The sequence below is a fragment of the Sporolituus thermophilus DSM 23256 genome (assembly GCF_900102435.1).
Lineage (GTDB): Bacteria > Bacillota > Negativicutes > Sporomusales > Thermosinaceae > Thermosinus > Thermosinus thermophilus.
This window is the reverse complement of sequence record NZ_FNBU01000006.1, coordinates 67582-91616: the sequence shown is the minus strand read 5'-3', so window position 1 is coordinate 91616 and position 24035 is coordinate 67582. Positions and strand designations below refer to the sequence as shown.

Here is a 24035-nt window from a genome sequence, read left to right as displayed (position 1 = left end):
AACAAAAACACCATCCCGATGATAATTTCACTCGGTCGCTCCGATAATTACACTGCAGTCAAAGCAGAGCTGCGGCAAGGGAAAATCTTGCCGCAGCTTTTCATGCCATCTCCATACGCACCCGGCTGCCACGCCCAGCTGGCTCGGGCGGTTCGACGATCAACCGGCGTGGCATACGCTGTTTCAGTTCGCTGATGTGGCTAATGATGCCAACAGTCAGCTTTTCGCCGTGCAGCCGTTCCAGTGAGGCCATTACCGTGTCCAAGGCAACCTGGTCAAGTGAACCAAACCCCTCATCAAGGAAGAAAAATTCCAGTGGATATTTGCCGCGCAGCTGTATTTGCGTTGAAAGTGCCAAGGCCAGGGCCAACGAGGTTTGGAACGTTTCGCCGCCGGAAAGAGACGACACCGGTCGCCGCCAGCCGCCGTTCATGTCGTCGCGGATAATAAAGCCGCCTTCACTGTTTATTTCCAGGGCATAGCGGCCACGCGTCAGATGCTTGAGCCGTTCGGACGCGGCGGCGGCCACCATCTCCATTTGTTCCTGGGCGATAAACTCCACGAACCGGTTGCCCCGGAATAAGTCGCGCAGCGTTGCGAGCAGCCCGCGCTGTTTTTCCAGATCCTCGCGGCGCTTTTCCAGCTCCTGCCACCGCTCATGTTTGGCGACAAGGTCTTTTAGTACTCTATCAGCCTCAGCCTGCTGTCGGATGGCCATATCGCGGACTTGTTTGGCTTCTTCCAGTTCCGTGGCAACCTTTTCCCACTGGTCGTCACTGAGCGTTTTCCCGCCAAGGCGTTTTTGGAGCGCATCTATTTCGGCGTTTAGGAGTCTCACCTGATCGTGATAACGGGCAACCTTCTCTTTGCGGGCGGCAAGGTCTGCCGGCGGCATAAAGGCAGCGCGGGCAGCCTGCGCGGACGCAAAGCCTTCACGGGCAAGCTGGGCGGTGAGGTTACTATGGGCCCGCTCCTTGCTTTCCCGGGCAGCCTTGGCTAGCGTCGTCAGGCGGGCTACTTCGTCTTCCGCCAGGCGATGGTCCTGGTCGGCTTTTTCATATTTTCGCTGCGCGTCTTGGACGAGCTGCTCCAGTTCCGCCAGCTGGCGGTCAATGTCAGCCAGTAGTTCGCTAACTGAACGGCCACCGGTGGATTGAGTAAGTTCCTGGCGGCGAACGGTCAGCTGACGCTTTTTTTCGTCCAGGAGTGATTTAATGCTAGTAATCTCGATTTGCAGCTTGCTTTCCTGCTGACGCAGCTCTTCTAATTTTTGTTGATAAGCTTGTAGTCTATTTTTTACCAATCCCAGTTCCTGGCGCGCTTTTTCCGCGGCCTTGTCTTTCGCGGCGATTTCCTGCTGTATGGCCTGAACGCGCTTTATCCCTTGATTACGAAGATCGCTGACGCTTTCGCCCAGCCCGGCCAGCGTTTTCCGTAACACGGCTTCGGCGGCATTAAGGTTTGTCTGGCATTCGTCACGCCGCTGCAAGGCGGTTTTGTATTCCTGGTCGGCACTGACCAGGCGTTGTTGGGCGGCGGTATATTCCGCCCGCGCATCCGCAAGGCGCTTATTGGTCGTCTGTATCTCCTGCTGGGCCAGCTGACGGGCTTTGTCCCAGGCCTGACGCTCGGCACGCTGTTTGGTCAACCGGGCCAGTTCGGTGTCAATTGCCTGCTTCAAGTCAAGGCCGGTCTTGCTGGACGCCCATTTCGGCAAAAGGGTACGGATGGCAGCGATGTCGTCAATCAGCGTCTGCCGGCGTTCGGCGGTGTGATCGCGTTTGGTCCGAACTTCGATTAATTTTCCGGCCACCTGCTCATAGGTGCGGCGGGCAGCCGCCAAGGCTTCTTGCGCTGCTTCAAGTGCCGCCGCAAGAACCTGGCGGTCAGCTTCGGCCTTTGTTTCGTCCGGCATTGTCGCTGGACAGGGATGATCGACCGAGCCGCATACGGGACAAGGAGCGCCAGGAGCAAGCTCGCCTGCCAGCCGGGCGGCCATTGCCCGCTTGTCGCGCAGGGCAAGTTCGGTGAGGGCTTTTTCCGCGTCACGAACCTCGTTTTCGGCGGCGCGGAGGCTGGCTTCAGCGGTTTTTTGCCGTGCTAACAATTCAGCGGCTTCCTGGTCCAATGTGGTTATAGCGTTTTTGCAGCGTTCCTGTTCCTCCTCAAGGCCGGCCAGCCGTTCGGCCTGGCCTTTGAGGGCCACTAGTTTTACTTCTTGCTCCGCCAATTGGCTTATATCCGGGAGGCTGGTTGCCGCGGCCTCCTTTTCGGCATCCTCAAGCGCGGCCAGGGTCGCTGTGAATTTTTTGACGGCTTGACTGGCTGTTTGGGCCGCGCAGGTAGCGTCAGTTAGCTCCTTCTCGCGAAGCTTGAGGTCGGCCTCCGCCTGGTTTAGGGCCGATACCGCGGTAGCCACGGCGGCCGCCTGGGCGGCGGCGTCGGCAACCAGGGCGCGGTGGGCGGCAGATACGGTAGCGGCGGTGATATCACTATTCAGGCGCTGTTCCTTCTCGGCCAGCGCTTTACTTTCTTTTTCGGTATTGGCGAGATCGGCCATCAGGATTTTGTGCCGGGCAAGGCAATCGTTATGCTTCCGGGACTGGTCGCTCACTTCTTGCGCTAGACGCTCGGCTTCTTTTTCAACCACCAGCAACGTTTCCAGCTGGGTTTTGCGGGCAATGAGCCGCTCACTTTCTTTCTGACGCCTGATCTCGGCCTGGTGCCAGGCTTGTTTATAGTCTTCGACTTTTTGGGCAAGCTCGGCGGCCTTCCGGACGGCTTGGCCGGCCGCCTGCGCGGCGTCCATTTCCCGTTTGGCTGCCGCATCGGCTTCTTCTAAAACCGGCATTAGCCGGGCGGCGGCTTCGGCCTGGGCAATCGCCGCTTCTGCACTGGCAATTTCCTGAGCCTGGAGCCGGTGAACTTCGAGTTGCTTGGTTTTCTCCGCCAGCTGTTGACATAGGTCGCGGATGCCTGCCGCTTCGTCATACGCGGCCTGGGCTTGCTGCAAGCGCCGCCCGGCCGCCTGCTCGGCTTGACGGGCAGCGTCTACCGCTTGTTCGGCCGTTTTTACCGCCTGCGCCGAAGCATCGCCCAGTCCACGCTGCTCACTGACTACCTCGCTGTACTCTCCATCAACCTGTGCCGAACGGGCCGACAGTTTTTCCGCCAGCTGGCGGCCGTATTTTTCCAGGCCAAACAAGCGTTGCAACATTTCCCGGCGCTCGGCCCCGCTTAAGCGCAAAAACTCGGCAAACCGCCCTTGGGGAAGTACCACCGCCCGCAAAAAATCGTCGGCGGTAAGGCCAAGGACCGCGGTAACGGCCGCCTTGACCTCGCGATCTTTGTCGGCCAGCACGGTTTCGGTGCCGTCCGGGGCAATTTCGATTAACCGGCTATATGTATTGGTGACGGAAAGATCGTTTCGGCGTCGGTAGCGGCGCTCGGCCCGGTAGGTTTTGCGGCAAGCGGGTGTTCCCAATTCAAATTCAAAAGACACGGTCAAAGTGTTTTCCGCCTGGTTGATTATGCCCTGGGTGTCCCGTTCGGCCCGAATGACCGTGCCATACAAGGCCAGGGTAATGGCGTCGAGGATGGTGGATTTGCCGCTGCCGGTAGGGCCGAAAATGCCGAAAACACCCATTTCGGACAGACGGGTAAAGTCGATTACCTGCTCTTCTCGAAAACTTTGCAATCCCGCGATGGTTAGTCGTACCGGTTTCACGCGCTCTCACTCTCCTCACTTTCAGCCAGTTCCAGAAAGAGCCGCACAAGCGCATCGTCCGGCTCCGCTCCGGCGTTGCAGCGTTGGTAGAAAGCCTTAAACAGTTCTTCCGGGGACAAGCTGCTGAGTCCTGTCAGGCGCGTTTGACCAACTTCCTGCGGCAACATCGGCCGGATGTGGATAAAGCCGGTATGCAGGCCGCGCAGGCGCTGGATGTCGTCCATGGATAGCGCCGAAGAAACGTGGATCTCAAGGTCAATCCAGGCATTTTTATCCCGGCCTTCGGCCACCCAGCGCTCCACTTGCTGGAGGCCCTCGGTGGCCTGCCAGCGAACCAGCGGGCGTCCGGCCGCCAGGGGGATTTCCTTGATTTGGGCCGGCTGGCCGGGCCTAGCGTCAACGACAAAGACCGCTTTGCTGTGGCCGGCTTCGGAAAAGCTGTAAGCTAACGGCGAGCCGGCATAGCGGGCCGGAACGGCTGAGCCGGCCACTTTTTGCGGGCGGTGGAGGTGACCGAGGGCTATATACTGGGCGGCTGTCGGGAAGACGGCTGGATCAACCGCATACGCGGTGCCCAGTTGAATTGATTCTTCCGACTCCGTGGTAATGCCGCCCCGGACATAGAGATGGCTGACTGCCAAGTTCACGGCATCGCTACGGAAGTGAGCGGCCAGTTGGGAAAAGATATGGGCTAAGCGGTCATTGTAGGCGGTGACAAGCGCATTGTCGTCCAGGCTGGCGGCCAGCAGTTCCCGCAGCCGGCTTTCCGAGGGGTAAGGCAGCGCCGCAATGACCGCGGTGTGGTCACAACCGGGAACGGCTACTTCTAGCCAGGACGGGCCTGCGTCGATGCGGCGTACCAATTGCGTGGGGCGACCGGGCGTTGGCCGCACCTCGTCGCTGGGCAGACCCACCATGGTGATGCCCAAACGGTCGGCCAGCGGCGCGGCGGCGCATAACCGCTCCGGGCTGTCATGGTTGCCGGCGATGACGACAACAGCCCGCCGGCCATGATCAGCCAGGCGGTCAACCGCCGCATAAAACAGTTCTTCCGCGGCGGCGCTGGGCGTATAGCTTTGAAAAACGTCGCCGGCGATCAGGACCAGCTGTATGGCTTCATCGTTGCAGATAGCGCAAATCTCGTCAATAAACTGTTCCTGCTCAGTCTGGCGATCCCGTCCTTCCAGCGTTTTGCCGAGATGCCAGTCGGCGGTATGTAAAATGCGCATGGTTTATGCACTTCCTTTCAATGACGTCCGAAAACGCGGGAGCTATTTCCGTAAAAAAATTCCGTGACAATATTATTCGGGTTCGGTTGGCTTAACCCCTTTAACAACGAACCCGGCTCATAAAAAGAAATAGTAGCCGCGCTACTATTTCCTGCTGGGCAAGTTCCGCTTATGCTTTTGTTTTATTTATAAGTTTTCATTAAGGAAAGATTCCCTTTGTATTTTAGCCCATTCTTTACTTTTATTTATTATATCGACGCAATCCATTTCCTGAGAGCGTTTATTTAAATATTCCCAATCTATATGTTCAAAATTCCCTACCATTAAATAGTTGATCCATTCTTCGGGATCATTCCAATACTTCACTGCACAAGCCCTATCTATTAGTATATCTTCAATACCAATAACATTAACACTGGTTCCATCTGGCAAAGTCACATTCTGTATTCTATTCCAATCTCCGTCAAGCGGGCCTTTGGGAAATTCGACTACTATATTAGGGTTTTCAGGTAAATACCATGTTCCTCCTTCATTTTTAAAACCCAAACCAGTCATAACCTCTTTTATACCATCAAGTCTCGTAGCGATAAAATCAATATCCCTGGTTAAATAGTTTGCGGCTGTATAAAATTCTACCGCCGATCCGCCAACTAAGACCACTTTAGTCCCTTTTTTCTCAAGTTCAGTCGCTATTAAAGCCGCTACTGTCATTTGCCGTTCTAACGGGTCTTTATTATTGGCGGCTTTAATTATTTTGTCTCTGGCTTCCATGACATTTTATATCCTCCTGGCGTTTTCACAATATAACCCGATTCTTCAGCTTTTTTCAAAGAATAGTATACTGCGCGGGCCAATGCTCTAGCTTCTTCTGGTGTGCGGGAGCTGATGGCACGATATTTCTGCGGTGGCCGTATCATGCGTGGAAGTTTGGCGTATAAATTTTTTGTACGATTAAGGGCAGTATTTAGGTCTATGCTATCTCTCATAATTTCACGTCCTTGCCCGTATAATCCCCTTTAATATTTTACAATAATTCCCATAACGTCATCAAAACCTTTTGTAGACAACACCATCATTTGCGACCTATCGCCAAAATTTAAACAACCATTTTCTTGCACATTATAAATAATCCGTATCGTTAGGATAAGGATCACGGAGTAAAGAAAGCATTTTGCGAATAAATAACTAGGTAAGGAGAAAATCCTTGATCACCGGCTATATATTTGTGGCCGACCGTGACTACATAGACTGTAACAATTTCATCTGCAAGCTCACAAAGAATGTGGTACTGTCCAATTCTATAACGCCAATAACCACTTAAATTCCCCTTCAGCGGTTCACCATACCGGCGCGGATCGCTACTTCCTTCAATTCGTGTTTCGAGATAAATTAAAATCATTTCTCTATTTACCGCGTCTAATTTTTTTAACTCTTTCAGCGCCCGATCAGAGATTTGCACCTTCCATTTCTTCAAGCTCTTTCCTCGCTTCCTTGAGTGAAACATACCTGGTGGTTTTTTGCCTGGCTTCTTCTAGGAGCCGGAAGTCCTGGTCGTCTTCAATCATTCGCATAACAGCTTCCCGTAGTATGTCGGATTGCTTTTTGCCGTGCAGCTTTGCATATGCGTCCAGAATATCTTTTTCACGCTTACTGAAACGTACAGAGACGATAATTTTTTGCAAATCGGTCATATTTATTACCTCCTCCCGGCATCGTAATACATCGTAATACGATGTTATCAAAAAAGAAGAAAGGTGTCAAGTATGACGACTGCAGAATACCTTTCGCTATCAAATCAGTTAAAACATCATGAGGCGGCTATCAAACAGGAGCAAAGCTAAAACCGTCTGTCCAGCCTAACGTAAGCCTTTGGCATCGATGCCATTTCACAAGATACCGTGCGGTTTGAATTCAAGGGTCGTGCCCAATGCATCCCCGACGGCTAACCCGATCAGGCTGCCAAGGTATCTCTCAAGTAAGGTTGGCATTTTTTCACCCTCAATCCGGAAGTTTTTTGGGGAAACTGTCTGGATTTTATTTCCTGCTTGCCTTTTGCCAAAGTCTGCTTTATAATACTATCGAACACATGTTCTTTGTTTGGAGGTCGCTATGGGTAAGGTTTTTGTCCAAATAACGGCTGAGCATCGTGTAACCGGGGAAATCCGCCCCCTGTCCCTGCGCTGGAAGAATGGGCGCGTCTATCCGATCGACCGGATCCTGGACGTCCGGCCCGCCGCGTCCCTCAAAGGCGGCGGGCAAGGCATGCGGTATACCTGCCGGATTGCCGGCAAAGAAGTGTATTTGTTCTGCGACGAGGGGCGCTGGTTTATTGAAAGGTAGCACGTTTGGGGGATAAAGCGTGGACCGCGTTATTCTGCACGTCGATCTGAATAATTTCTATGCCAGCGTCGAATGCCTCTACCGGCCAGAGCTACGGGACAAACCGGTCGCCGTCTGCGGCGATGCCGAGGCCCGTCATGGCATTGTCCTGGCCAAAAATTATCCGGCCAAAGCCTATGGGGTCAAAACCGGCGACGTCATTTGGGAGGCCAAGCAAAAGTGCCCCGGCCTGGTGACGGTACCGGCAGACTTTGGCAAGTATCTGCGGTTTTCCCGGTTGGCCAGGGCAATATATGGCGATTATACCGATCAGATCGAAAGTTTCGGCATCGACGAGGCCTGGCTGGACGTTACCGGCTCGGTCGGCTTGTTCGGGGATGGCGAGGCGATCGCCGCCGCCATTCGTCGCCGCCTGCGCGAAGAGCTGGGCATAACGGCGTCGGTCGGCGTTTCGTGGAACAAAGTTTTTGCCAAATTGGGCAGTGACCGCCAGAAGCCGGACGCTACCACCGTTATTACCCGCGAGAATTTTCGCGAGATAGTGTGGCCATTGCCGGTGGAAGAACTACTGTATGTCGGCCGGTCAACCCGGCGCAAACTGGCCAACCGGGCGATATTCACCATCGGCGATCTGGCCCGGCGCGACGCTATGGATCTAAGGCGGCTATTGGGCGTTTGGGGCGAAACCCTTTGGAGCTTTGCCAATGGTCTCGATACATCGCCGGTACGCCATAGCGGCGAGGAAAGCATTGTTAAATCCATCGGCAACAGTACGACGACCGTGCGGGACCTGGTTAACATCGAAGATGTCAAGCTGATTGTTTATGTTTTGGCCGAAAGTGTCGCCGCCCGTTTGCGCAGACACGGCCTAAAATGCACGATTGTGGCAATTAGCGTCCGGAATACGGAGCTTTACTCGTTCGAAAGACAAAGCAAGCTCGGCAGTCCGACGTTCGTTGCCGGCGATATTGCCCACAAAGCCGTGGAACTCTTTACCGCCAACTATCGCTGGGAAAAGCCGGTTCGCAGCCTGGGCGTGCGGGCAGCCGGACTGGTGACGGCAAGCGGCAACGTCCAACTTGATCTGTTTGGCCCGAATAAGACAAAGGTCGAAAACCTGGAGCGGGCCATCGATGCCATCCGGCGGCGGTTTGGCCATTACAGCATCCAGCGGGCAGAAATGCTCATCGACCGACGGCTAACCGGCTTTAATCCGAAAGACGAGCATGTAATTCATCCGGTTTCTTTTTTCGGGCGATGAGCCTTCCGCCATATTATGCTCACCAATCAATATGGTCGGGATATTCCACGTCATTGATCCTTATGTCCTCGATTGGACAGTTATATTCTTGCGCCGCCTGTAAAATCTCATTCCGCAAATCCAGATATTCACTTCCCGGCTCGGTAAGCAGTTTTGCTATTTTCGATAGGTTTTGCAGACGTTTTTCCTTATCCATCTTCAAAAACCGGCAATTGAGCAAATCTACGTACTGCGTGGCATAATTGTAATACATAATGTATTTTTTATTCAGGCTGCCCATCATTCGGCTGTAAACACCGGCGGAAACCACGCTTTTAAGGCATTTGGCAACCGCCGCCTGCAGCATACGCACCTGAGCGATCGAATCGTCCCAAATGTTGCGTCTGTTCAGCATTATCTCATCGGTTGTCTTGGCCTGTTTGCGGGCATAAAGTTTGACAAAATCGTTTAGCGCGACCATAACGAATAACATTTCCGGCCACAGTACATTAATCTTGAAATAGACGTTTTTACTGCTGGCAATGACCGCCATTTGCCGCATTTTGTCGGCATCCATGCCATTGTCGACAAATTCGATGTCGCGATGCCCCATCAGCGCGTGTCGCAAGTCATAACATACCGCTAGCACTCTAAGACCGGCGGCCGCCAAGGCCGGCTCCTCCTCTTCGTCGCCGACAACGGTATGCAGGGCATCGTACAGCGCTTCAAAATCCAAGTAATCGCCGTAAATCGCCACTCCGGCATTATTGGGGGTATTGGTCACATATATCACGCCGGTTTTCATCCTTTCTTTTCATGTATTTTCGATCTGTCGCAAAGCCAGTGAATTGCCTTTTTGAAAGCCTTCGGCAAAGGAGTTGAGCGCCACTTCAAGCGGCCCTGGCCGAAGGCTTTTCCATTCCTCCATTTTCAGAATTAACCGGATTTTCGACAGTTGATCGTGATATTCCTATTTGGCCGGTGATTTTAAGCGGGTTTAGATCAAAAAATATGAGCGAGTCACCAAAGAGGCGAAGTTGGCGAACAGCGACGGCGCAGGGTAGGCAGCAAAAAAGCCGGCATTGCCGGCTATTTTTTGTACACGTCCCCACGGGGGGCAAGCGTAATAATAAATATCAACAGCTCTTGCTGGTCAATGCGGTATATCAGGGGATAATCACCAACACGCAGTCGATACCGGCCTGGATAGCCAGCAAGCGGTTTTACGTCCATAGCTGGATTGAACGGATTTTCAGCCAATACCCGCAAAGCGGCGACAATCCTTGCTTGGGTCCTGCGGTCAAGCCGCAAAAAGTAGTTTTCAGCTTGCCGCAAAAATTTAATGCTATAAACCGGCACGTCGGCATAGCTCCTCAAAATCGACGTACTCGCCGCGCGCTATCTGGGCCTCGCTTGCCTCAAGCGCCGCTATTTCTTCCGGGGTGAGTTCTTCCTCCATCTCCTCGGCGTATTTTAACAGCCCGGTCAGTTTATCTTTGGGAAGATGCCGGATAATCCGGATAATCTGCCGGCGTTCGGCGAGCATACGCACCACCCTTTCCAAAATCGCCTTACTACTTCACAGTATACCACAGACGCGGCTGGTTAAAAAGGCAAAACGCCCCGGCGCCCCGAATTGCATCAAGGCCGACGGCTAGTTGTTGCTGTATCGTTGCTGTAAAAAAGCAAAAAGGCCTTGCGGCGAGTTACCGCAAAGCCTTGATTTTCCTGGTGGGGCATACTGGTTTCGAACCAGTGGCCTCTTGAATGTGAGTCAAGCGCTCTCCCACTGAGCTAATGCCCCAGACAAAAGATATTATACCACAATATTTACCGTTCTACCACAGACTAAGCCAAGCAAAACGGGCGTTTTTCTGCCGTTAACAACGTTCTGTCACAATTATCTGGCTAAAAAGCCGGCTTACAAACGTTTATCGTTTAAGCCGGCTTTTGTTATTCACTATCCCAGCGCCCGCGCTGCCACAATGCCTGTCGTCGCCACCAGCATACCGGCAAAAGCCGCATAGTCCCGGCCGGTAAGGGCGATCTTGCCGGAGAACGTGCGCTGCCTGCTGCCAAAACCGCGCAATTCCAGGCTCATGGCCATGGTCTCGGAGCGGTGGATCGCCCGCAGCACGAGCGGCTCAACCACGGCAATATAGGCCACCAACCGCCGCAGCGGGTTGCCCCGAGGCGAGTAGCCCCGGCAGGCCTGCGCTTCCTGCACAGCCTTGCTCTCGGCGAGAAAGTCGGGAATAAAGCGCAGCGCCGCCGTAAACATAAAGGCATATTCATAGGGAATACGGCACTGGCTGACCAGCGCGGCAGTGAGGTCCTGGATGCGGGTTGTTGCCAGGAGAATGACGAAAACCAGCGTCATGGCTACCATGCGCAGGCCGGTAACGGCCGCCAGAACAGTACCGCTGCCAAGTAGGTACTGCAGACCGGCCAGCAGCGCGCCAAACAGGCAAATGCTCCCCACGGCCTTAAGGGCGCTATTACTGATGCGGGCCAGACCAATAACTGCCAATTGCGCTCCGGCAAGAAGCGCCAGGGCGGCCGGCGACTGCAGCAGCATAGCCCAGACCGACACAGCAATCGTTAAAATGAGTTTAGTGAGTGGGGCCAGTTTTCCCATATCCGTCACCTCGGGCAAGTTTAAGCAGATTGGTGCAGAGTTCATCGACAGTAACAACCGTTTTCCCGCCAAAAATTCCTATTTCCCGGGAAATAATAGCAGCCGTCGGCTGGCACAGGCCCCATATTCCGACAGGGTACCGGCCGGAAAACAGCTCGGTTACGGCGCCATCAAATACTTTGCGGCCATCGGCAATTACTACTGCCCGTTCGACATAACGGGCTAAAATTTCCATATCGTGCGTAATCAACAAAACGGCCAGGCCCTGTCTACATAGTCCGGTCAGCAGCTTAAGCAGCGCTTCCCGTTCAACCGCATCCTGGCCGCTGGTCGGCTCATCGAGAATGAGCATGCGTGGCTTGAGGGCCAATGCCGAAGCGATGGCCACCCGCTGCTTTTGTCCCTTGGTCAGGGTAGCCGGATAAGCATCGGCCAAATCGCTAATGCCCGTCAGGGCAAGTGCTTCTGCCACCCGGGCCTTAGTTTCCGCAGGCGCTAGCCCCAGCTGCTCCGGCCCGAAGGCCACTTCCTGCGTGACCGTTTCCCGGAAAATTTGGCGGTCAGGATTTTGAAACACATAGCCGATATGACGAGCCATATCGGCCGGAGTCGCTTTGCGGGTATCCTGGCCATCGACCAGGACGGCGCCGCTATCTGGTTTAATAAGCGACATAATCAAGCGGGTAAGCGTCGTCTTGCCGCTGCCGTTGCGGCCGGCGATCGCCACAAACTCACCAGCGCCGACGGTGAGCGACACGTCATGGAGAACCGGTCGCCCACGGCGGTAAGCAAAAGAAACATTTCGGACTTCAAGCACTTTTCGCCGCCCCCTGCCGGCAGGCGCTCAGCCATGCCTTGATTTCTTGCGCCGCCTCCGCCTCGCTACGCCAGTTGCCAAAGGACACGCCGGTTTCCGCCTCCAGCTTCAGTTTTAGCTGCCACAGCGGCGGCACCCCTTCCTGGTAGACCTGACGCCGCCCCATATAGTAAAGCACATCGCTTGGCGGCCCGCTCGCGATTATCCTGCCGCCCGTCATAAGCACAAAGTCGCTGGCATAGGGCAGCACCCGGCTCAAGTCATGTTCGACAACAATAATCGTAATGCCCTGTTCGACATTGAGGCGGCCGAGGAGCCGGTACAGTTCCTCGGCCCCCTGCGGGTCGAGGGCCGAGGCCGGTTCGTCAAGAACCAGAATGTCCGGCGCGGCGGCCAGGACGCTGGCGATAACCAGCCGCTGTTTTTGCCCGCCCGACAAAGAAGCTACCTCTCGGTCTTCAAAGCCGCTCAAACCTACCAGCGCCAGGGCGTCAGCCACTCGGCGGGCCGTCTCCTTTTCATTTATTCCCTGGTTTTCCAAACCAAAGGCCACTTCTTCGAAGACGGTCATCGTTACCAGTTGGCTTTCATAGTCTTCCAGCACCGTCCCTACCTGCCGCGCCAGGTCATGCATCGTACTGTCCGTCGTTTTGCCACCGTTTACCCGCACCGTACCGGCCAGGGCACCCCCGAAATAGTGGGGAACGGCGCCGCAAACGGCCAGACACAGCGTCGTTTTGCCGGCGCCGCTTGGTCCGGTGATAACGGTGAAGGCCCCGCGCGGCACGGTCAGATCAATATGGTCGAGCACCTTGTCCGTCCCCGGGTAGGCGTAGGAAAAGGCTTCGAAGACAACGGCAGACATTTACTGGCCTCCTTTGGCGGCAAACAGTTTTTGCGCCGGGAAATACAGCAGCTGAGTGATAACGGTGTTAACAGCGGCAACGGCCAGCACGACCGGCACCATAGCGTACAGGTACACCGTCATGGGTAGCGACAAAACGAGTTTCAAAATCGTAATAAAGGTAAACCCGCTGCCGAGCGTGCTGATGAGGGCGCATACGGCCGGCCGGAAATTAAAACGGCCTACGGTAAAATTCACTGCACTGTTGACGATAGCGGCGCAAATCAGGGCGCCGACCAGTTCACTCGCTAAGTTGCCATAAGGAAACGCGGATTTGGAAGTAGGAATGTTGACCGCACCGGCGACCAGGCCGATGCCGGCGGCCTGCCCCAGCGAAGGCCGCGTAAGATTTATGGCGATACAGTACATGGCGATGGTCCAGTTGGGCGTCACCCCGCCTACGTTAGGAGTAACCAGGTGAAGAATGGCGCCGATAGCCAAAAGCAGGGCCGTTACCGCCACCCAGCGGAATTGCCCCCCTTGCGCCTTTTCGAACCGAACCATTTCCTGCTGTTTGGTTTCCATGCTTATTCCTCCTTTAAATGTTCTTAAAGCTAAAATATAAAAACCCCTCATCCCAAAATAAGGGACGAGAGGTTAACCCGCGGTGCCACCCTAATTGGCTGCCAAGCAGCCCGGCTCACTAGGTACGGGACACAAATGTCCGATACCCGCTTCCCGGTAACGGCGGAAGTCTCCGGCAGCGCCTACCCCGCCTACGGCGGCTCGGACTGCATCTCCCAGGCCCATTCCACATGCCGAGTAGTGCCAAACTCCCACTGCCATTGGCTCGCTGTAACCCTCTTCTCATGTGTACTCTTCCTGGTCATCGATCTTAACAACCTATCGTTTAAGCAGAGTATAACAACGCGGGCAGTCAGTTGTCAATCCCCTAACCGATAAAATTTTTGCCGGATACGCCGCCTATTTTCCGGCAAAAATAAAACAAAGCTTGACCAGGAGGGATTTAACCGTGGACGGAATTGTCTGCGCCAACTGCCACACCTGGATGGCGCTCGGTACTCCTGCTTGTCCTGATTGCGGCGCGGCCATCATCCTTGACGGCGAGCACAAAAATGTCATTGACCGCATCCAGCCCAACTGTCTTATTCACCGTTATGACGGCTCGGACATGCTTGAACCGGCGGTACTGCTCAAAGAAGGGAAAAGTAACGTGAAAGTGGCTACCCGGCTGGTGGAATATGCTAAGCCGGTCACCGTACCTAAGCACAAAGTATATGCCTTTGACCAAAACGTCTATAGTGCCATTCAGGCGCTGCGCAACGAACGGACCGCCACCATCCGGCGCTTCGATCAGCTAATCCAATCCCACTGGCAGCGCCTTAAACCCTATCAGGCAGGGGCAAAAGGGCCAAGGGAAAAGTAAAAGCGCCCCCGGTTATCCGGAGGCGCTTTGCCATAAAATTAATAGCTATTAGCCGCAGCAGCATGCACAACCTTGTGCAGGGCGGACGCTGTCCCACTCCTGCCAGGCGGCGCCGACCGCGGCTCCAGGCGTAACCTTGACGCCAAGCGCAGCCAGTGCGCGTTCAATGGCGGTAAGGGTAATCGCGATTTCATCCATCCCGATAATCCCCATGTGACCGACACGGAAGGCTTTTCCTTTCAGGGGCCCAAGGGCGCCGGCAATGAACACGCCGTTCTCCTCCACTTTGGCGCGGAAAGCGGCATCATCCACGTTAGGCGGGTACTTGACAACGCTGAGCGTCGGCGCCAGCGCTTCTTTCTCCGTCACCGTTTCCAGGCCAAGCGCGGCCAGACCGGCGCGGAAGCTGCGGCCGATGCGCTCATGCCGGGCATACCGGGCCGCGAGACCTTCGGCCAAAATGAGCTTGACCGCCTCATTGAGAGCCACGATATGGTTAACCGGCGGCGTGGAAATGTACAGTGACGGGTTCTCCATTATCGGCATCCAGTTCTTCCAGTCGGTATAATAGCCGGGTACGGTTCCCAGTTCGTCGCGGCGGGCGGCGGCTTTTTCGTTGAAAGCGATCATGGTCAAACCAGGGGGCGTACCGAAGGCTTTCTGGCAGGTGGTGACGATAACGTCAATACCGTACTCTTTCATCGGTTCGGGCACGCCGGCGCTGGCACACACACCGTCAAGAATGTAGAGGACATCATATTTCTTCGCCAGTTCGCCAACTTCTTTGGCCTGGGCCAACACGCCCGTGGAAGTATCCACATGGGTAAGGGTCAAGGCAGCGTAGCGCTTGCTGGCCAAAGCTTTTTCAATTTCCGCAAGCGGCACGCGGCTGCCGGGCGGGCAGCTTAGCACGTCGGCGTTAATGCCAAGCACTTTGGCAATGGCGGCAAACCGGTCGCCAAAAGCGCCGTGGGACACGACCAGGAGGTCCTGACCGGCCTTAACGGTGTTAATAAGGGTCATTTCCATCGCCAGGGTTCCCGAGCCGCCAATAACCACCATATGGTCCGCCTGGAAAATCGTCTTCAGACCATTGAGGCACTCGCGGTATATTTCAACAAAACCGCTGTAGTTGTGTCCGTAAGTTTGCACGGCCATAGCCTGGCGGACCGGTTCGGCCACCGGCGTCGGACCAGGGATCATGACTAAAGGCGCTTTCTTGGTCATATAATCACTCCTTTGTAAAGTTGGCTAATACTTCTATTTTTAAATACGTTAATTGGCGGAAAATTCCTTTTTTGTATGCAATTTTTTTACTTCTAACCAGGTGGCATAAACCATCCTTACCTCTCCAGTATCCCTGCCTGTCACCGGCCTATTACCGGCGGGCCTGTCATCACGCAGGCATCTTTGCCAAGAATGGTATGATTAGGCGGCCCCGTCATATAATTAAATGATTGCAGGGGAGGGGTACTATGCGCTTATTTTTCAAAGTGCTTACAGCCCTGACCGCCTTTGCCCTTCTGTTAACGGCAGCGGTGCAGGCGGCTGTCCCGAAGCTTAACTGCCGGGCCGCCGTGCTCATGGACGCTAAGACCGGTCAGGTGCTGTTTGAAAAAGATATGCATAAACGTAGCGCGCCGGCCAGCACGACGAAAATCCTCACCGCCATCATCGCCATCGAAAGCGGCCGTCTGGATGAGGTGGTGCGCGTCAGCCCCCGCGCCGCCGGCACCGGCGGCTCGTCCATGAACCTTTATGCCGGCCAGACGCTGACCCTGCGCGAACTGGTGACCGGCCTGATGCTGCGCTCCGGCAACGATGCCGCCGTGGCCATCGCCGAGCATTTGGCCGGCTCGGTGGAAGCTTTTGCCGCCATGATGAACAAACGGGCCCAGGAAATCGGCGCCGTAAACAGTCATTTCGTCAATCCCCATGGTCTTACCGCGCCAGGGCATTTTTCCACCGCCTTTGACCTGGCCTGGCTGGCCCGCTACGCCCTGTCCAATCCGGTTTTTGCCCAAATCGTCAACACGAAAGAAACGACCATTGAATGGCTGGACCGCAGCGGGCGCGAACGGGACCGCAATTTGCGCAACACGAACAAGCTGCTCTGGATGCTGGAAGAGGCTGACGGCGTCAAGACCGGCACCACCAGCGAGGCCGGGCCCTGCCTGGTCGCCAGCGCTACCCGTGGCAATCAGCGACTAATCACCGTGGTTCTCCATGACCACGCGCGGTGGTACAACTCCATGATGCTCCTAAAGCACGGCTTTGACAGCTACGATCTCTTCGAATACGCCGACGAAGGCGACGTGCTGGCCGCCATTCCGGTGGAAAGCGGCCAGGCCGATATGGCAGATGCCGTCGTTGCCACCCCGGCCGCGCTGGTAGTTGCGGCCGCCGACTACCCGTATGTGAGCGTCGAGCTTGACCTGCCGGAAAAAATTAAAGCCCCGGTGTATCAGGGGCAAAAAATCGGGGAAATTATCTTTTATGTTCACGACAAGGCGGTAAAAACGGTAGACGTTATCGCCGGCAAAGATATTGCCGAGCGCACGCCGGCCACCGTCTTTTTTGACCAGCTGCTCCGCCTGTTTGGGCTGCTGGCCAATTGGGGCGTGCTATAGCGGTTTGCGGTAGAAAAACGGCAGGTAACTGACAAAACCAATGTCGCGGAAATTTAGAATTGCTTCGGTGCCGCCAACAAACAGGACGCCCCCCGGCTTAAGCGCGGCGAAAAAGCGGCGGTACAAGGCGTCCTTCGCTTCTTCGGTAAAGTAAATAACGACATTACGGCAGACAATGAGGTCAAAGCCGCTCTCAAAGGAGTCGCGCAGCAGATTATGGCGCCGAAACTCCACCCGGCCGCGGATGTCGCTGCTAATCTCGAAAAGGCCGCCCACTTGGGGCATAAAATATTTCTGCAGCCGGGCCGGCGGAATGTTCTTGAGTTCATTCGCCGCATACTGCCCCTTTTTCGCTTTGGCCAGCATTTCCACATCCAGATCGGTGGCCAAAATACGGTGCCGCGTGGTTGGCGTCAGGTCGGCAAGAATTATCGCCAGCGAATAGGGTTCCGCCCCGGTCGAACAGCCGGCGCTCCACACCGACAGCCGCGCCGATCTGGCCAGCAAATCAGGCAGCACCTTGGTCTCCAGCTCGGCAAACTTTTCCGGCGTGCGGAAAAACTCAGTAACGTTAATGGTCAGAAAGTCGATAAATTCCTTATACAGCCCGGGATTGCGGTCAATGAGGGCGTAAAAGTCCAGATAACCGGCGGCACCGTGGCGGGTCATGAAATTAGTGATCCGCCGCTGCATCTGCGTGGGCTTGTAATCGTTGAGATTTATGCCGGACTTGGCAAATAACTTTTGCTTAAACTGCTCCCAGTCACGTTCACTCTGCACAGGCTAACCCCCCTGGATAACTTATCTTACGGCTGGCGCGGCGCCGGCTGCGGCGCGTCGATTTCGCCGCCGGCCTTTTCACTGCGGAGAATGACAATATCGACCCGGCGGTTTTTCGCCCGGTTAGCCTCGGACGTGTTGGGATACAGCGGCCGGTACTCGCCGTAGCCGAGGGAAGACAGCCGCCGCGGCTCAAGGCCGTGCTTGTCGATAAAGTAGCGGGTAACGGCAATCGACCGCGCCGCCGAAAGCTCCCAGTTGGAAGGAAATTGGGCGGTGCTTATCGGCAGGTTGTCGGCATGCCCTTCGACCCGGATGTAGTTATCGGTCTGCTTGAGCGCGCCCGCCACGGCGTCTAAGAGCGGCAGGGCGTCCGGCCGCAGGTCGGCCCGCCCCAGATCAAAGAGAACGCTGTCAAGGAAGCGGATGGTCAGACCCCGCTCACTGACGGCAAAGCCTACTCCCTGGGGGTCTTTGACCCGCTGCTGCACCTGGTTAATGATTTCCCGGAACGCCTCCAGCTCTTTTTCCGCCCCCTCAGGGTTGATGGCCTGATTGAACGGCCGGTTGCCGGCATATTCGAAGATAAGATTGGCGCCCGCGCCCTCGGTGCGCAGCGCGGTAGCCAGCGAAGCCTTAAGGGCGTTGAATTTCCTTTGGTCGGCCGAACTCATTGCATACATAACGACAAAAAAGACCATCAATAGCGTGATTAAGTCGGCATAGGTCAATAGCCACCGCATCATCCCGGTGGCGTCATGGCCGCCGCCCCCACTGCCTGTTCCCCGTTTTCTGGCCATAACTATCTCCTTTGCCTTGGAAAATGGTAAATGGTAAACTGAAAGTGGAAAGTAACGCCAAATTGATATCATGGTAATTCGCCACCAGTGGCTGTTTTTCCTACCGGCAACAACACCCACGCCGAGCGGCGTGGGTGTTGTTTTTATATGGCCGGCGCCCACGGCTCCCAGCTGACAATCTTCTGCTCCTTATTAACCTTGCCAACCCAGCCGTCAACAATGACCCATTCCGGCATGGCCGTGAGCTCCAGCGGATGGCCACGCCACACCACCAGGTCGGCGTCCTTGCCGGGAGCAATGGCCCCGACGCGGTCGGCAATACCGAGGATTTCGGCGGCATCCAGCGTAATGGCCCGCAGAGCATGCTCCGCACCTAAGCCAAACCGCACAGCGAGTCCGGCATAGACCGTCAAAAAGGCGCTGGGCACGACCGGGTGGTCGCTCATGAGCGCGAACGGGACGCCGTGCGCCGCGAGCACCGCCGGTGCAGCAAAGCTGCGTTCATTCAACTCGTGTTTGCTGCGAGTAATTAGGTGCGGGCCCAGCACCACCCGCGCCTGGCGCTCGGCCAGCACCTCGGGAATAAGGTGCCCCTCGGTGGCATGCTCGATGATTATGTCCACATTAAATTCCCGGGCGATCCGCAGCGCGGTGACAATGTCATCGGCACGGTGGGCGTGGGCCCTCAGCGGCATCTCCCGGCGCAGTACGCGCACCACCGCTTCCAGCCCTAAATCAACATTCCGCTCCTTGTCAGCGGCTTTGGCCATATACTCCCGGCCTTTGAGCAGCGTCTCCCGAATGAGGGCGGCGGTAGCCATGCGCGTCACCGGCATCTTTTTGTGGTTACCGTAGGCGCGCCGGGGGTTTTCGCCAAAGGCAATTTTCAAACCGGCATGGCGCCTGACGAGCATATCTTCCACGGTGGCCTGTCGGCGCGTTTTGATTATCGCCGCCTGGCCGCCAATGGGGTTGGCGCTGCCGGGAGCGACCATAACGGTGGTTACGCCGCCGGCGCAGGCGTCCGCCAGGCCCGCGTCAGCGGGGTTTATAGCGTCAATGACCTGCATCCCCGGCGTGACCGGCTGGCTGGTCTCGTTGACGTCTTCCCCCGCCCAAGCCTGCTGCTCGGCGTAGACGCCCAGATGGGTATGGGCGTCAATCAGCCCGGGCGTGATATATTTGCCCCGGCCGTCGATTATTCTCGCCCCGGCGGGAATGTCGCCCTCCCGTCCAATGCCAATAATTTTGCCCTTGTCGACAAAAACAACGCCGCCGGTGTACGGCGGCTCGCAAATCGGCAAAATGGTGCCTCCAATAATGGCAAGCAAAAAGCTTCCTCCTTTACTTTTGGTCGGCTGCTGCCCGCCTGACCCGCTGGTAACTGACTATCTGGCAGTCAAGCTCGGCGCTGAGCGCCATTACTTCAGGGTCATTTAAATTGCCCTGCTTGCTGTCCACCAGAATGCAGAGCCGCTGACGAAGCTCCTCGATTTTCTCCGCCAACCGGTCAATTTCTGCCATGATTTTCGTTAACTCCTTCGCTTCTTACTTTCAACCTGGCACCGCAGCCAGTCGAACCAGCGGTCCAAACCCTCACCCGTCCGGCACGAGGTCTTTAGCAGCGTAATGTGGGGATTGATGCTGGTAATATCGTCTACCGCTGCCTGCAAATTAAATTCGGTGTATGGCAAAAGGTCAATCTTGTTGAGGATGGCCAGGCGGGATTGTTTGAAGATGAGGGGATATTTCAGCGGCTTGTCTTCGCCTTCGGTAATGCTGAGCACCGTGACCTTAACGTCCTCGCCGATGTTGAATTCGGCCGGACATACCAGATTGCCCACATTTTCAATGATAATGAGGTCAAGGTCGTCAAGCGCCAGTTTGTCCAGCACGTTTTTAACCATGGTGGCGTCCAAATGGCACCCTCCGCCGGTGTTAATCTGTACTACCGGCACCCCATGGCGAGCAATGCGCTCGGCGTCTTTGGAGGTAAAGAGGTCGCCTTCGATTACCGCCAACCGCAGCTTTCCCTTAAGGGCGGCGATGGTGCGTTCCAGGAGGGACGTCTTGCCCGAACCGGGCGAGCCGAGAAGGTTGAAGACGAAAATCCCCCGCGCGCTGAAAAGTTTGTTCACTTCCGCCGCGATTTGATCATTTTTCTCCAAAATATTGGCCATTACTTTGATTTCCATCTATTCTACCTCCAAGTGCTCCACTTGCAGTTCCCGCCCGGAGATGATCTCCACCCCGGCAGAGCCGCAGGCCGGACAAAAAAAGCGGTAGCGCTCCACGGCAAATTCGTGCCGACAGTCCTGGCAGCGCCCCGCCAGCGGCACCACCTCGATGTCGAGTTCAGCCGGAGCAGCCGGCGTGTCGGCTGCCAGCGCCGCAAAACAAAACCGCAGGGCATCGGGCTCTACTTCGGTCATTTCCCCGACCCGCAGCTTTATCCGCCGCACCACTGTTACCTCATGACTTGCAGCAGTAGCGAGGACAATATCCAGAATGCCCTGAGCGATCGCCATTTCATGCATTTAATTCACTCCTGAGCTCGTCCATAATCAGGTTAGCTACTCGCTCGACCGCCTGTGCTACCGGCGGCGTGAGCTCCAGGCCGAGCTCGACGCTGGCCGGCTCGATACCGTAGATAACGACCGGCGGCAGCGGCGCTACTTTCGCCGCCAGGTGTAGCGCCTCCAGCAAGGTAAACTCATGGAGCGAAAAGGCGCGGTCCGGCGCCGGCGCCCCGAGGTCGGCCGGGGTCATCCGGTAAACAGCGCCAGGTGCACCGCCGGCGGCCATCGCGTCGACGATGATAATGGCTTGGGCCTGGCGGAGACCGGCAAGCACCTCAAACGAAGCCACCCCGCCGTCCAAGGCCTTCACCCCGGACGGCAGGCCTAAGTCGTTCAGCCGCTCCACCACCCTGATGCCCGCCCCGTCGTCGCCCATCAGGAGATTGCCAAATCCAACAACGACTATATCGCTCATAAGTCACCAAAATTGCGCAGGGCGGCCTCTACGACCATTACCGTCGTTACCGCGCCGACGCCTCCCGGTACGGGCGTAATCGCCGCCGCGACCGGCAGGACGGCGTCATAGGCCACATCACCGACAACGGCGCCGTTTACTTCGTTAATGCCCACGTCGATGACAACGGCCCCGGGCCGCACCATGTCCGGCCCGATGAGCGCCGGCCGGCCTGCGGCGGCGATAAGCACATCGGCCTGCCGGGTCAGGGCCGCCAAATCACCGGTCTTAGAATGACATACCGTGACAGTGGCATTTTGGCCAAGCAGGAGGTGGGCGAGCGGTTTGCCCACCACATTGCTGCGGCCGATAATTACGGCATGCTTCCCGCTCACATCAATATGATAATGGGCTAAAATGGCCATTACGGCCCGCGGCGTGCAAGGCGCCCAGCGGCTCTTGCCGGTCGCCACCAACCCGGCATTTAAAGGATGAAGCGCATCCACATCCTTGTCGGGCGCCAGCGCGGCCGCGACCCGGTCGGCGGCCAGATGCGGGGGCAGCGGCATCATCGGCAAGATGCCGTGGATGCTGCCGTCCGCATTAAGCTCGCGCACCAGGGTGAGCACCTCTTCCTCGGCTGCGTCCGCTGGCAGGTGGCGCACCACCGCCCGTACGCCTAAGCCAGTGGCCAGTTTAACCAGCCGGTCGGCATAGATGCGGGATGCGGCGTCATCGCCCACCAGCAGGATGGCAAGGCCACACGTTATGTTTCTCGCCGCCAGAGCGTCGACTTTGGCTTTTATTTTGGCTTTATAGGCGGCGGCAACGGCTTTGCCGTCAAGAATCAGGGCCAACTTCGAATACCTCCTAGCTGCTTTAGAACAAACCGGTAATGCGGCCGCTCTTGTCGATATCAATCTTCTCGGCGGCCGGTACTTTCGGAAGTCCTGGCATAGTCATAATTTCGCCGGTCAGCATGACGACGAAACCGGCGCCGGCCGATACCCGCGCCTGCCGCACGGTGATGGTGAAGCCTTCCGGCCGGCCGAGCAGGGTCGGGTCGTCCGAGAAGGAATATTGCGTCTTGGCCATGCAGACCGGCAGCCGGCCATAACCCATGGCCTCCAGGTCGGCAATGGTCTTGGCCGCTTCCTTGGTAAACGCGACATCGTCCGCGCCGTAGATTTCGCGGGCAATGACGCGCACTTTGTCGGCCAGCGGCATATCCAGCGGGTAAAGTGGCGTAAACCGGCTTTCGCCGCTGTTAGCCGCGGCCAGCACCTTTTCCGCCAGTTCGATCCCGCCCTGGCCGCCTTCGGCCCAGACATTGGACAGAGCGACCGGCACGCCGATGCGGTCGCAAACTTCGACCACGGCCGCCAGTTCGTCCGGGGTATCGGTAGGAAAGATATTAACCGCCACCACGGCCGAGACGCCGAACTTGCGCACATTCTCGACGTGCTTTTCGAGATTCGCCGCACCGCGTCTGACTGCGTCGGCATCCGGCGCGGTCAGCGCCGCCCGCGCGACCCCGCCGTGCATCTTCAGCGCTCTTACCGTAGCAACCACCACGGCCGCTTCGGGGTTAAGACCGGCATAGCGGCACTTGATGTCAAAAAACTTTTCGGCCCCCAGGTCAGCACCGAAGCCCGCCTCGGTAACAACATAGTCCGCGGTCTTCAGCGCCAGGCGGGTGGCCATGACGCTATTGCAGCCATGGGCGATATTGGCAAAGGGCCCGCCATGAATGAACGCCGGCACATGCTCCAGCGTCTGCACCAGGTTGGGCTTAATGGCATCTTTCAGCAAGGCCGCCATCGCCCCCTGCACCTTGAGCATCCCCACGGTGACGGGCTTGTTGTCATAACTGTAACCGACAATGATGCGCGCCAGGCGCTCTTTGAGATCATCTAAATCGGTGGCCAGGCACAGGATGGCCATAACCTCCGAGGCAACGGTAATGTCGTAGCCGTCTTCCCGAGGCACGCCGTGGGCTTTGCCGCCCAGGCCGATAACGATGCTTCTCAGCGCCCGGTCGTTCATGTCGACCACCCGCCGCCAAGTAATGCGCCGCGGGTCAATGCCGAGAGCATTACCCTGGTGAATATGGTTGTCAATAATTGCCGCCAGCAAATTGTGAGCGCTGCCAACGGCATGCAGATCGCCGGTAAAATGCAAATTAATGTCCTCCATGGGCACAACCTGGGAATAACCGCCGCCGGCGGCGCCTCCCTTAACGCCCATGCAAGGGCCGAGCGACGGCTCGCGCAACGCCACGGCCACTTTATGGCCCAGTTTGGCAATGGCCTGAGCCAGGCCGACGGTAGTGGTCGACTTGCCTTCGCCGGCCGGCGTCGGCGTAATCGCCGTTACCAGAATAAGTTTGCCGTCCGGTCGGCCGGCTACCTTGTCATAGAAGTCGAGGGCAATTTTCGCCTTATACCGGCCGTAGTGTTCCACATAATCGGCGTCAATACCCAGTTCACCCGCGATCTGGTCGATCGGGCGCATTTTCGCGGCCTGGGCGATTTCGATGTCGCTCAGCACGTCATAACACCTCGCATTTT

Annotated in this window: 27 protein-coding genes, 1 tRNA gene and 1 other annotated feature; of the genes, 4 read left to right on the top strand and 24 right to left on the bottom strand. The window is 56.4% G+C overall.

The window, feature by feature from the left end:
* Window positions 1-100: 100 nt before the first annotated feature.
* The 6 genes from BLQ99_RS05375 to relB all read right to left on the bottom strand — a co-directional run bounded on the left by BLQ99_RS05375 (window position 101) and on the right by relB (window position 6647).
* The gene (locus BLQ99_RS05375; protein WP_093688890.1) at window positions 101-3727 is read right to left on the bottom strand and encodes an AAA family ATPase; all 3627 of its coding nucleotides are present in this window, start codon (window positions 3725-3727) and stop codon (window positions 101-103) included.
* Window positions 3724-4956, bottom strand: a complete 1233-nt coding sequence (locus BLQ99_RS05370; RefSeq protein ID WP_093688888.1) for an exonuclease SbcCD subunit D — start codon at window positions 4954-4956, stop codon at window positions 3724-3726. The genes BLQ99_RS05375 and BLQ99_RS05370 overlap by 4 nt, the downstream gene beginning before the upstream one ends.
* Before the next feature lie 186 nt (window positions 4957-5142).
* Entirely contained in the window at window positions 5143-5727 is a 585-nt protein-coding gene (locus BLQ99_RS05365) for a DUF6036 family nucleotidyltransferase (protein ID WP_093688886.1), read from the bottom strand.
* Window positions 5706-5942: a hypothetical protein gene (locus BLQ99_RS14750; RefSeq protein WP_143005874.1), complete on the bottom strand. Its 237-nt coding sequence runs from the start codon at window positions 5940-5942 to the stop codon at window positions 5706-5708. Before BLQ99_RS14750 ends, BLQ99_RS05365 begins: the two co-directional genes overlap by 22 nt.
* A gap of 164 nt (window positions 5943-6106) precedes the next feature.
* Window positions 6107-6430, bottom strand: a complete 324-nt coding sequence (locus BLQ99_RS05360; RefSeq protein WP_245690280.1) for a type II toxin-antitoxin system RelE family toxin — start codon at window positions 6428-6430, stop codon at window positions 6107-6109.
* Window positions 6402-6647 (bottom strand): type II toxin-antitoxin system RelB family antitoxin, encoded by a 246-nt coding sequence (relB, locus tag BLQ99_RS05355; RefSeq protein ID WP_093688882.1) that lies wholly within the window; start codon window positions 6645-6647, stop codon window positions 6402-6404. Before relB ends, BLQ99_RS05360 begins: the two co-directional genes overlap by 29 nt.
* 418 nt (window positions 6648-7065) lie before the next feature.
* Here relB and BLQ99_RS05350 point away from each other — a divergent pair, with 418 nt between their 5' ends.
* On the top strand, window positions 7066-7296 hold the full coding sequence (locus BLQ99_RS05350; protein WP_093688880.1) for a hypothetical protein: 231 nt from the start codon (window positions 7066-7068) through the stop codon (window positions 7294-7296).
* A 19-nt stretch (window positions 7297-7315) separates the two neighbouring features.
* On the top strand, window positions 7316-8557 hold the full coding sequence (dinB, locus tag BLQ99_RS05345; protein ID WP_093688878.1) for a DNA polymerase IV: 1242 nt from the start codon (window positions 7316-7318) through the stop codon (window positions 8555-8557).
* Between the two features lie 19 nt (window positions 8558-8576).
* Here the strand turns inward: dinB and BLQ99_RS05340 are convergent, their stop codons facing one another.
* From BLQ99_RS05340 to BLQ99_RS05305, 8 genes are all read right to left on the bottom strand, one after another.
* Window positions 8577-9329, bottom strand: coding sequence for a DUF6904 family protein (locus tag BLQ99_RS05340; RefSeq protein ID WP_093688876.1), 753 nt, complete (start codon window positions 9327-9329; stop codon window positions 8577-8579).
* Between the two features lie 296 nt (window positions 9330-9625).
* The gene (locus BLQ99_RS05335) at window positions 9626-9895 is read right to left on the bottom strand and encodes a type II toxin-antitoxin system RelE family toxin (RefSeq protein WP_171904599.1); all 270 of its coding nucleotides are present in this window, start codon (window positions 9893-9895) and stop codon (window positions 9626-9628) included.
* Window positions 9882-10082: a hypothetical protein gene (locus BLQ99_RS05330; RefSeq protein ID WP_093688872.1), complete on the bottom strand. Its 201-nt coding sequence runs from the start codon at window positions 10080-10082 to the stop codon at window positions 9882-9884. The genes BLQ99_RS05335 and BLQ99_RS05330 overlap by 14 nt, the downstream gene beginning before the upstream one ends.
* 183 nt (window positions 10083-10265) lie before the next feature.
* Window positions 10266-10340, bottom strand: a tRNA-Val gene (locus BLQ99_RS05325).
* Window positions 10341-10496: 156 nt separating this feature from the next.
* Window positions 10497-11174 (bottom strand): energy-coupling factor transporter transmembrane component T family protein, encoded by a 678-nt coding sequence (locus tag BLQ99_RS05320; protein ID WP_093688870.1) that lies wholly within the window; start codon window positions 11172-11174, stop codon window positions 10497-10499.
* On the bottom strand, window positions 11149-11991 hold the full coding sequence (locus BLQ99_RS05315) for an energy-coupling factor ABC transporter ATP-binding protein (RefSeq protein ID WP_093688868.1): 843 nt from the start codon (window positions 11989-11991) through the stop codon (window positions 11149-11151). Before BLQ99_RS05315 ends, BLQ99_RS05320 begins: the two co-directional genes overlap by 26 nt.
* A complete protein-coding gene (locus tag BLQ99_RS05310) occupies window positions 11984-12856 on the bottom strand; it encodes an energy-coupling factor ABC transporter ATP-binding protein (RefSeq protein ID WP_093688866.1) in 873 nt (290 codons plus the stop codon). The genes BLQ99_RS05315 and BLQ99_RS05310 overlap by 8 nt, the downstream gene beginning before the upstream one ends.
* The gene (locus tag BLQ99_RS05305) at window positions 12857-13420 is read right to left on the bottom strand and encodes a tryptophan transporter (RefSeq protein WP_093688864.1); all 564 of its coding nucleotides are present in this window, start codon (window positions 13418-13420) and stop codon (window positions 12857-12859) included.
* Between the two features lie 57 nt (window positions 13421-13477).
* Window positions 13478-13734: a binding site (T-box leader), on the bottom strand.
* 134 nt (window positions 13735-13868) lie between these two features.
* On the opposite strand from BLQ99_RS05305, the gene BLQ99_RS05300 reads away from it, so the two are divergent.
* The gene (locus BLQ99_RS05300; protein WP_093688862.1) at window positions 13869-14282 is read left to right on the top strand and encodes a hypothetical protein; all 414 of its coding nucleotides are present in this window, start codon (window positions 13869-13871) and stop codon (window positions 14280-14282) included.
* 48 nt (window positions 14283-14330) lie between these two features.
* Here the strand turns inward: BLQ99_RS05300 and BLQ99_RS05295 are convergent, their stop codons facing one another.
* A complete protein-coding gene (locus tag BLQ99_RS05295) occupies window positions 14331-15509 on the bottom strand; it encodes a pyridoxal-phosphate-dependent aminotransferase family protein (RefSeq protein WP_093688860.1) in 1179 nt (392 codons plus the stop codon).
* A gap of 248 nt (window positions 15510-15757) precedes the next feature.
* On the opposite strand from BLQ99_RS05295, the gene BLQ99_RS05290 reads away from it, so the two are divergent.
* Window positions 15758-16912, top strand: coding sequence for a D-alanyl-D-alanine carboxypeptidase family protein (locus tag BLQ99_RS05290; protein ID WP_093688858.1), 1155 nt, complete (start codon window positions 15758-15760; stop codon window positions 16910-16912).
* Here BLQ99_RS05290 and BLQ99_RS05285 read toward each other — a convergent pair.
* The 9 genes from BLQ99_RS05285 to BLQ99_RS05245 form a co-directional block, all read right to left on the bottom strand.
* On the bottom strand, window positions 16907-17692 hold the full coding sequence (locus BLQ99_RS05285; RefSeq protein WP_093688856.1) for a CheR family methyltransferase: 786 nt from the start codon (window positions 17690-17692) through the stop codon (window positions 16907-16909). The genes BLQ99_RS05290 and BLQ99_RS05285 overlap by 6 nt on opposite strands.
* Window positions 17693-17718: 26 nt before the next feature.
* Window positions 17719-18492, bottom strand: coding sequence for an OmpA/MotB family protein (locus tag BLQ99_RS05280; RefSeq protein ID WP_216093632.1), 774 nt, complete (start codon window positions 18490-18492; stop codon window positions 17719-17721).
* 143 nt (window positions 18493-18635) lie between these two features.
* Window positions 18636-19823, bottom strand: coding sequence for an amidohydrolase (locus BLQ99_RS05275; RefSeq protein ID WP_093688854.1), 1188 nt, complete (start codon window positions 19821-19823; stop codon window positions 18636-18638).
* A gap of 13 nt (window positions 19824-19836) precedes the next feature.
* Entirely contained in the window at window positions 19837-20016 is a 180-nt protein-coding gene (locus BLQ99_RS05270) for an aspartyl-phosphate phosphatase Spo0E family protein (RefSeq protein WP_093688852.1), read from the bottom strand.
* An 8-nt stretch (window positions 20017-20024) separates the two neighbouring features.
* On the bottom strand, window positions 20025-20687 hold the full coding sequence (gene hypB / locus BLQ99_RS05265; RefSeq protein ID WP_093688850.1) for a hydrogenase nickel incorporation protein HypB: 663 nt from the start codon (window positions 20685-20687) through the stop codon (window positions 20025-20027).
* Window positions 20688-21029, bottom strand: a complete 342-nt coding sequence (gene hypA, locus BLQ99_RS05260) for a hydrogenase maturation nickel metallochaperone HypA (protein ID WP_093688848.1) — start codon at window positions 21027-21029, stop codon at window positions 20688-20690.
* The gene (locus tag BLQ99_RS05255; RefSeq protein ID WP_093688846.1) at window positions 21022-21486 is read right to left on the bottom strand and encodes a hydrogenase maturation protease; all 465 of its coding nucleotides are present in this window, start codon (window positions 21484-21486) and stop codon (window positions 21022-21024) included. The genes hypA and BLQ99_RS05255 overlap by 8 nt, the downstream gene beginning before the upstream one ends.
* Window positions 21483-22322: a bifunctional 5,10-methylenetetrahydrofolate dehydrogenase/5,10-methenyltetrahydrofolate cyclohydrolase gene (locus tag BLQ99_RS05250; RefSeq protein ID WP_093688844.1), complete on the bottom strand. Its 840-nt coding sequence runs from the start codon at window positions 22320-22322 to the stop codon at window positions 21483-21485. Before BLQ99_RS05250 ends, BLQ99_RS05255 begins: the two co-directional genes overlap by 4 nt.
* 22 nt (window positions 22323-22344) lie before the next feature.
* Window positions 22345-24015 carry a formate--tetrahydrofolate ligase gene (locus BLQ99_RS05245; RefSeq protein WP_093688842.1) on the bottom strand — a complete coding sequence of 557 codons (1671 nt, stop codon included), beginning with the start codon at window positions 24013-24015 and terminating at the stop codon, window positions 22345-22347.
* Window positions 24016-24035 lie beyond the last annotated feature (20 nt).

Bases quoted from the DNA above. Each gene is read 5' to 3' on its own strand.
- BLQ99_RS05330 (WP_093688872.1), bottom strand. From the start codon at position 10,082: ATGCTCGCCGAACGCCGGCAGATTATCCGGATTATCCGGCATCTTCCC.
- BLQ99_RS14750 (WP_143005874.1), bottom strand. From the start codon at position 5,942: ATGAGAGATAGCATAGACCTAAATACTGCCCTTAATCGTACAAAAAAT.
- BLQ99_RS05370 (WP_093688888.1), bottom strand. From the start codon at position 4,956: ATGCGCATTTTACATACCGCCGACTGGCATCTCGGCAAAACGCTGGAA.
- BLQ99_RS05310 (WP_093688866.1), bottom strand. From the start codon at position 12,856: ATGTCTGCCGTTGTCTTCGAAGCCTTTTCCTACGCCTACCCGGGGACG.
- hypB (WP_093688850.1), bottom strand. From the start codon at position 20,687: ATGGAAATCAAAGTAATGGCCAATATTTTGGAGAAAAATGATCAAATC.
- BLQ99_RS05320 (WP_093688870.1), bottom strand. From the start codon at position 11,174: ATGGGAAAACTGGCCCCACTCACTAAACTCATTTTAACGATTGCTGTG.
- BLQ99_RS05270 (WP_093688852.1), bottom strand. From the start codon at position 20,016: ATGGCAGAAATTGACCGGTTGGCGGAGAAAATCGAGGAGCTTCGTCAG.
- relB (WP_093688882.1), bottom strand. From the start codon at position 6,647: ATGACCGATTTGCAAAAAATTATCGTCTCTGTACGTTTCAGTAAGCGT.
- BLQ99_RS05295 (WP_093688860.1), bottom strand. From the start codon at position 15,509: ATGACCAAGAAAGCGCCTTTAGTCATGATCCCTGGTCCGACGCCGGTG.
- BLQ99_RS05365 (WP_093688886.1), bottom strand. From the start codon at position 5,727: ATGGAAGCCAGAGACAAAATAATTAAAGCCGCCAATAATAAAGACCCG.
- BLQ99_RS05280 (WP_216093632.1), bottom strand. From the start codon at position 18,492: ATGGCCAGAAAACGGGGAACAGGCAGTGGGGGCGGCGGCCATGACGCC.
- BLQ99_RS05290 (WP_093688858.1), top strand. From the start codon at position 15,758: ATGCGCTTATTTTTCAAAGTGCTTACAGCCCTGACCGCCTTTGCCCTT.
- BLQ99_RS05305 (WP_093688864.1), bottom strand. From the start codon at position 13,420: ATGGAAACCAAACAGCAGGAAATGGTTCGGTTCGAAAAGGCGCAAGGG.
- BLQ99_RS05255 (WP_093688846.1), bottom strand. From the start codon at position 21,486: ATGAGCGATATAGTCGTTGTTGGATTTGGCAATCTCCTGATGGGCGAC.
- hypA (WP_093688848.1), bottom strand. From the start codon at position 21,029: ATGCATGAAATGGCGATCGCTCAGGGCATTCTGGATATTGTCCTCGCT.
- BLQ99_RS05350 (WP_093688880.1), top strand. From the start codon at position 7,066: ATGGGTAAGGTTTTTGTCCAAATAACGGCTGAGCATCGTGTAACCGGG.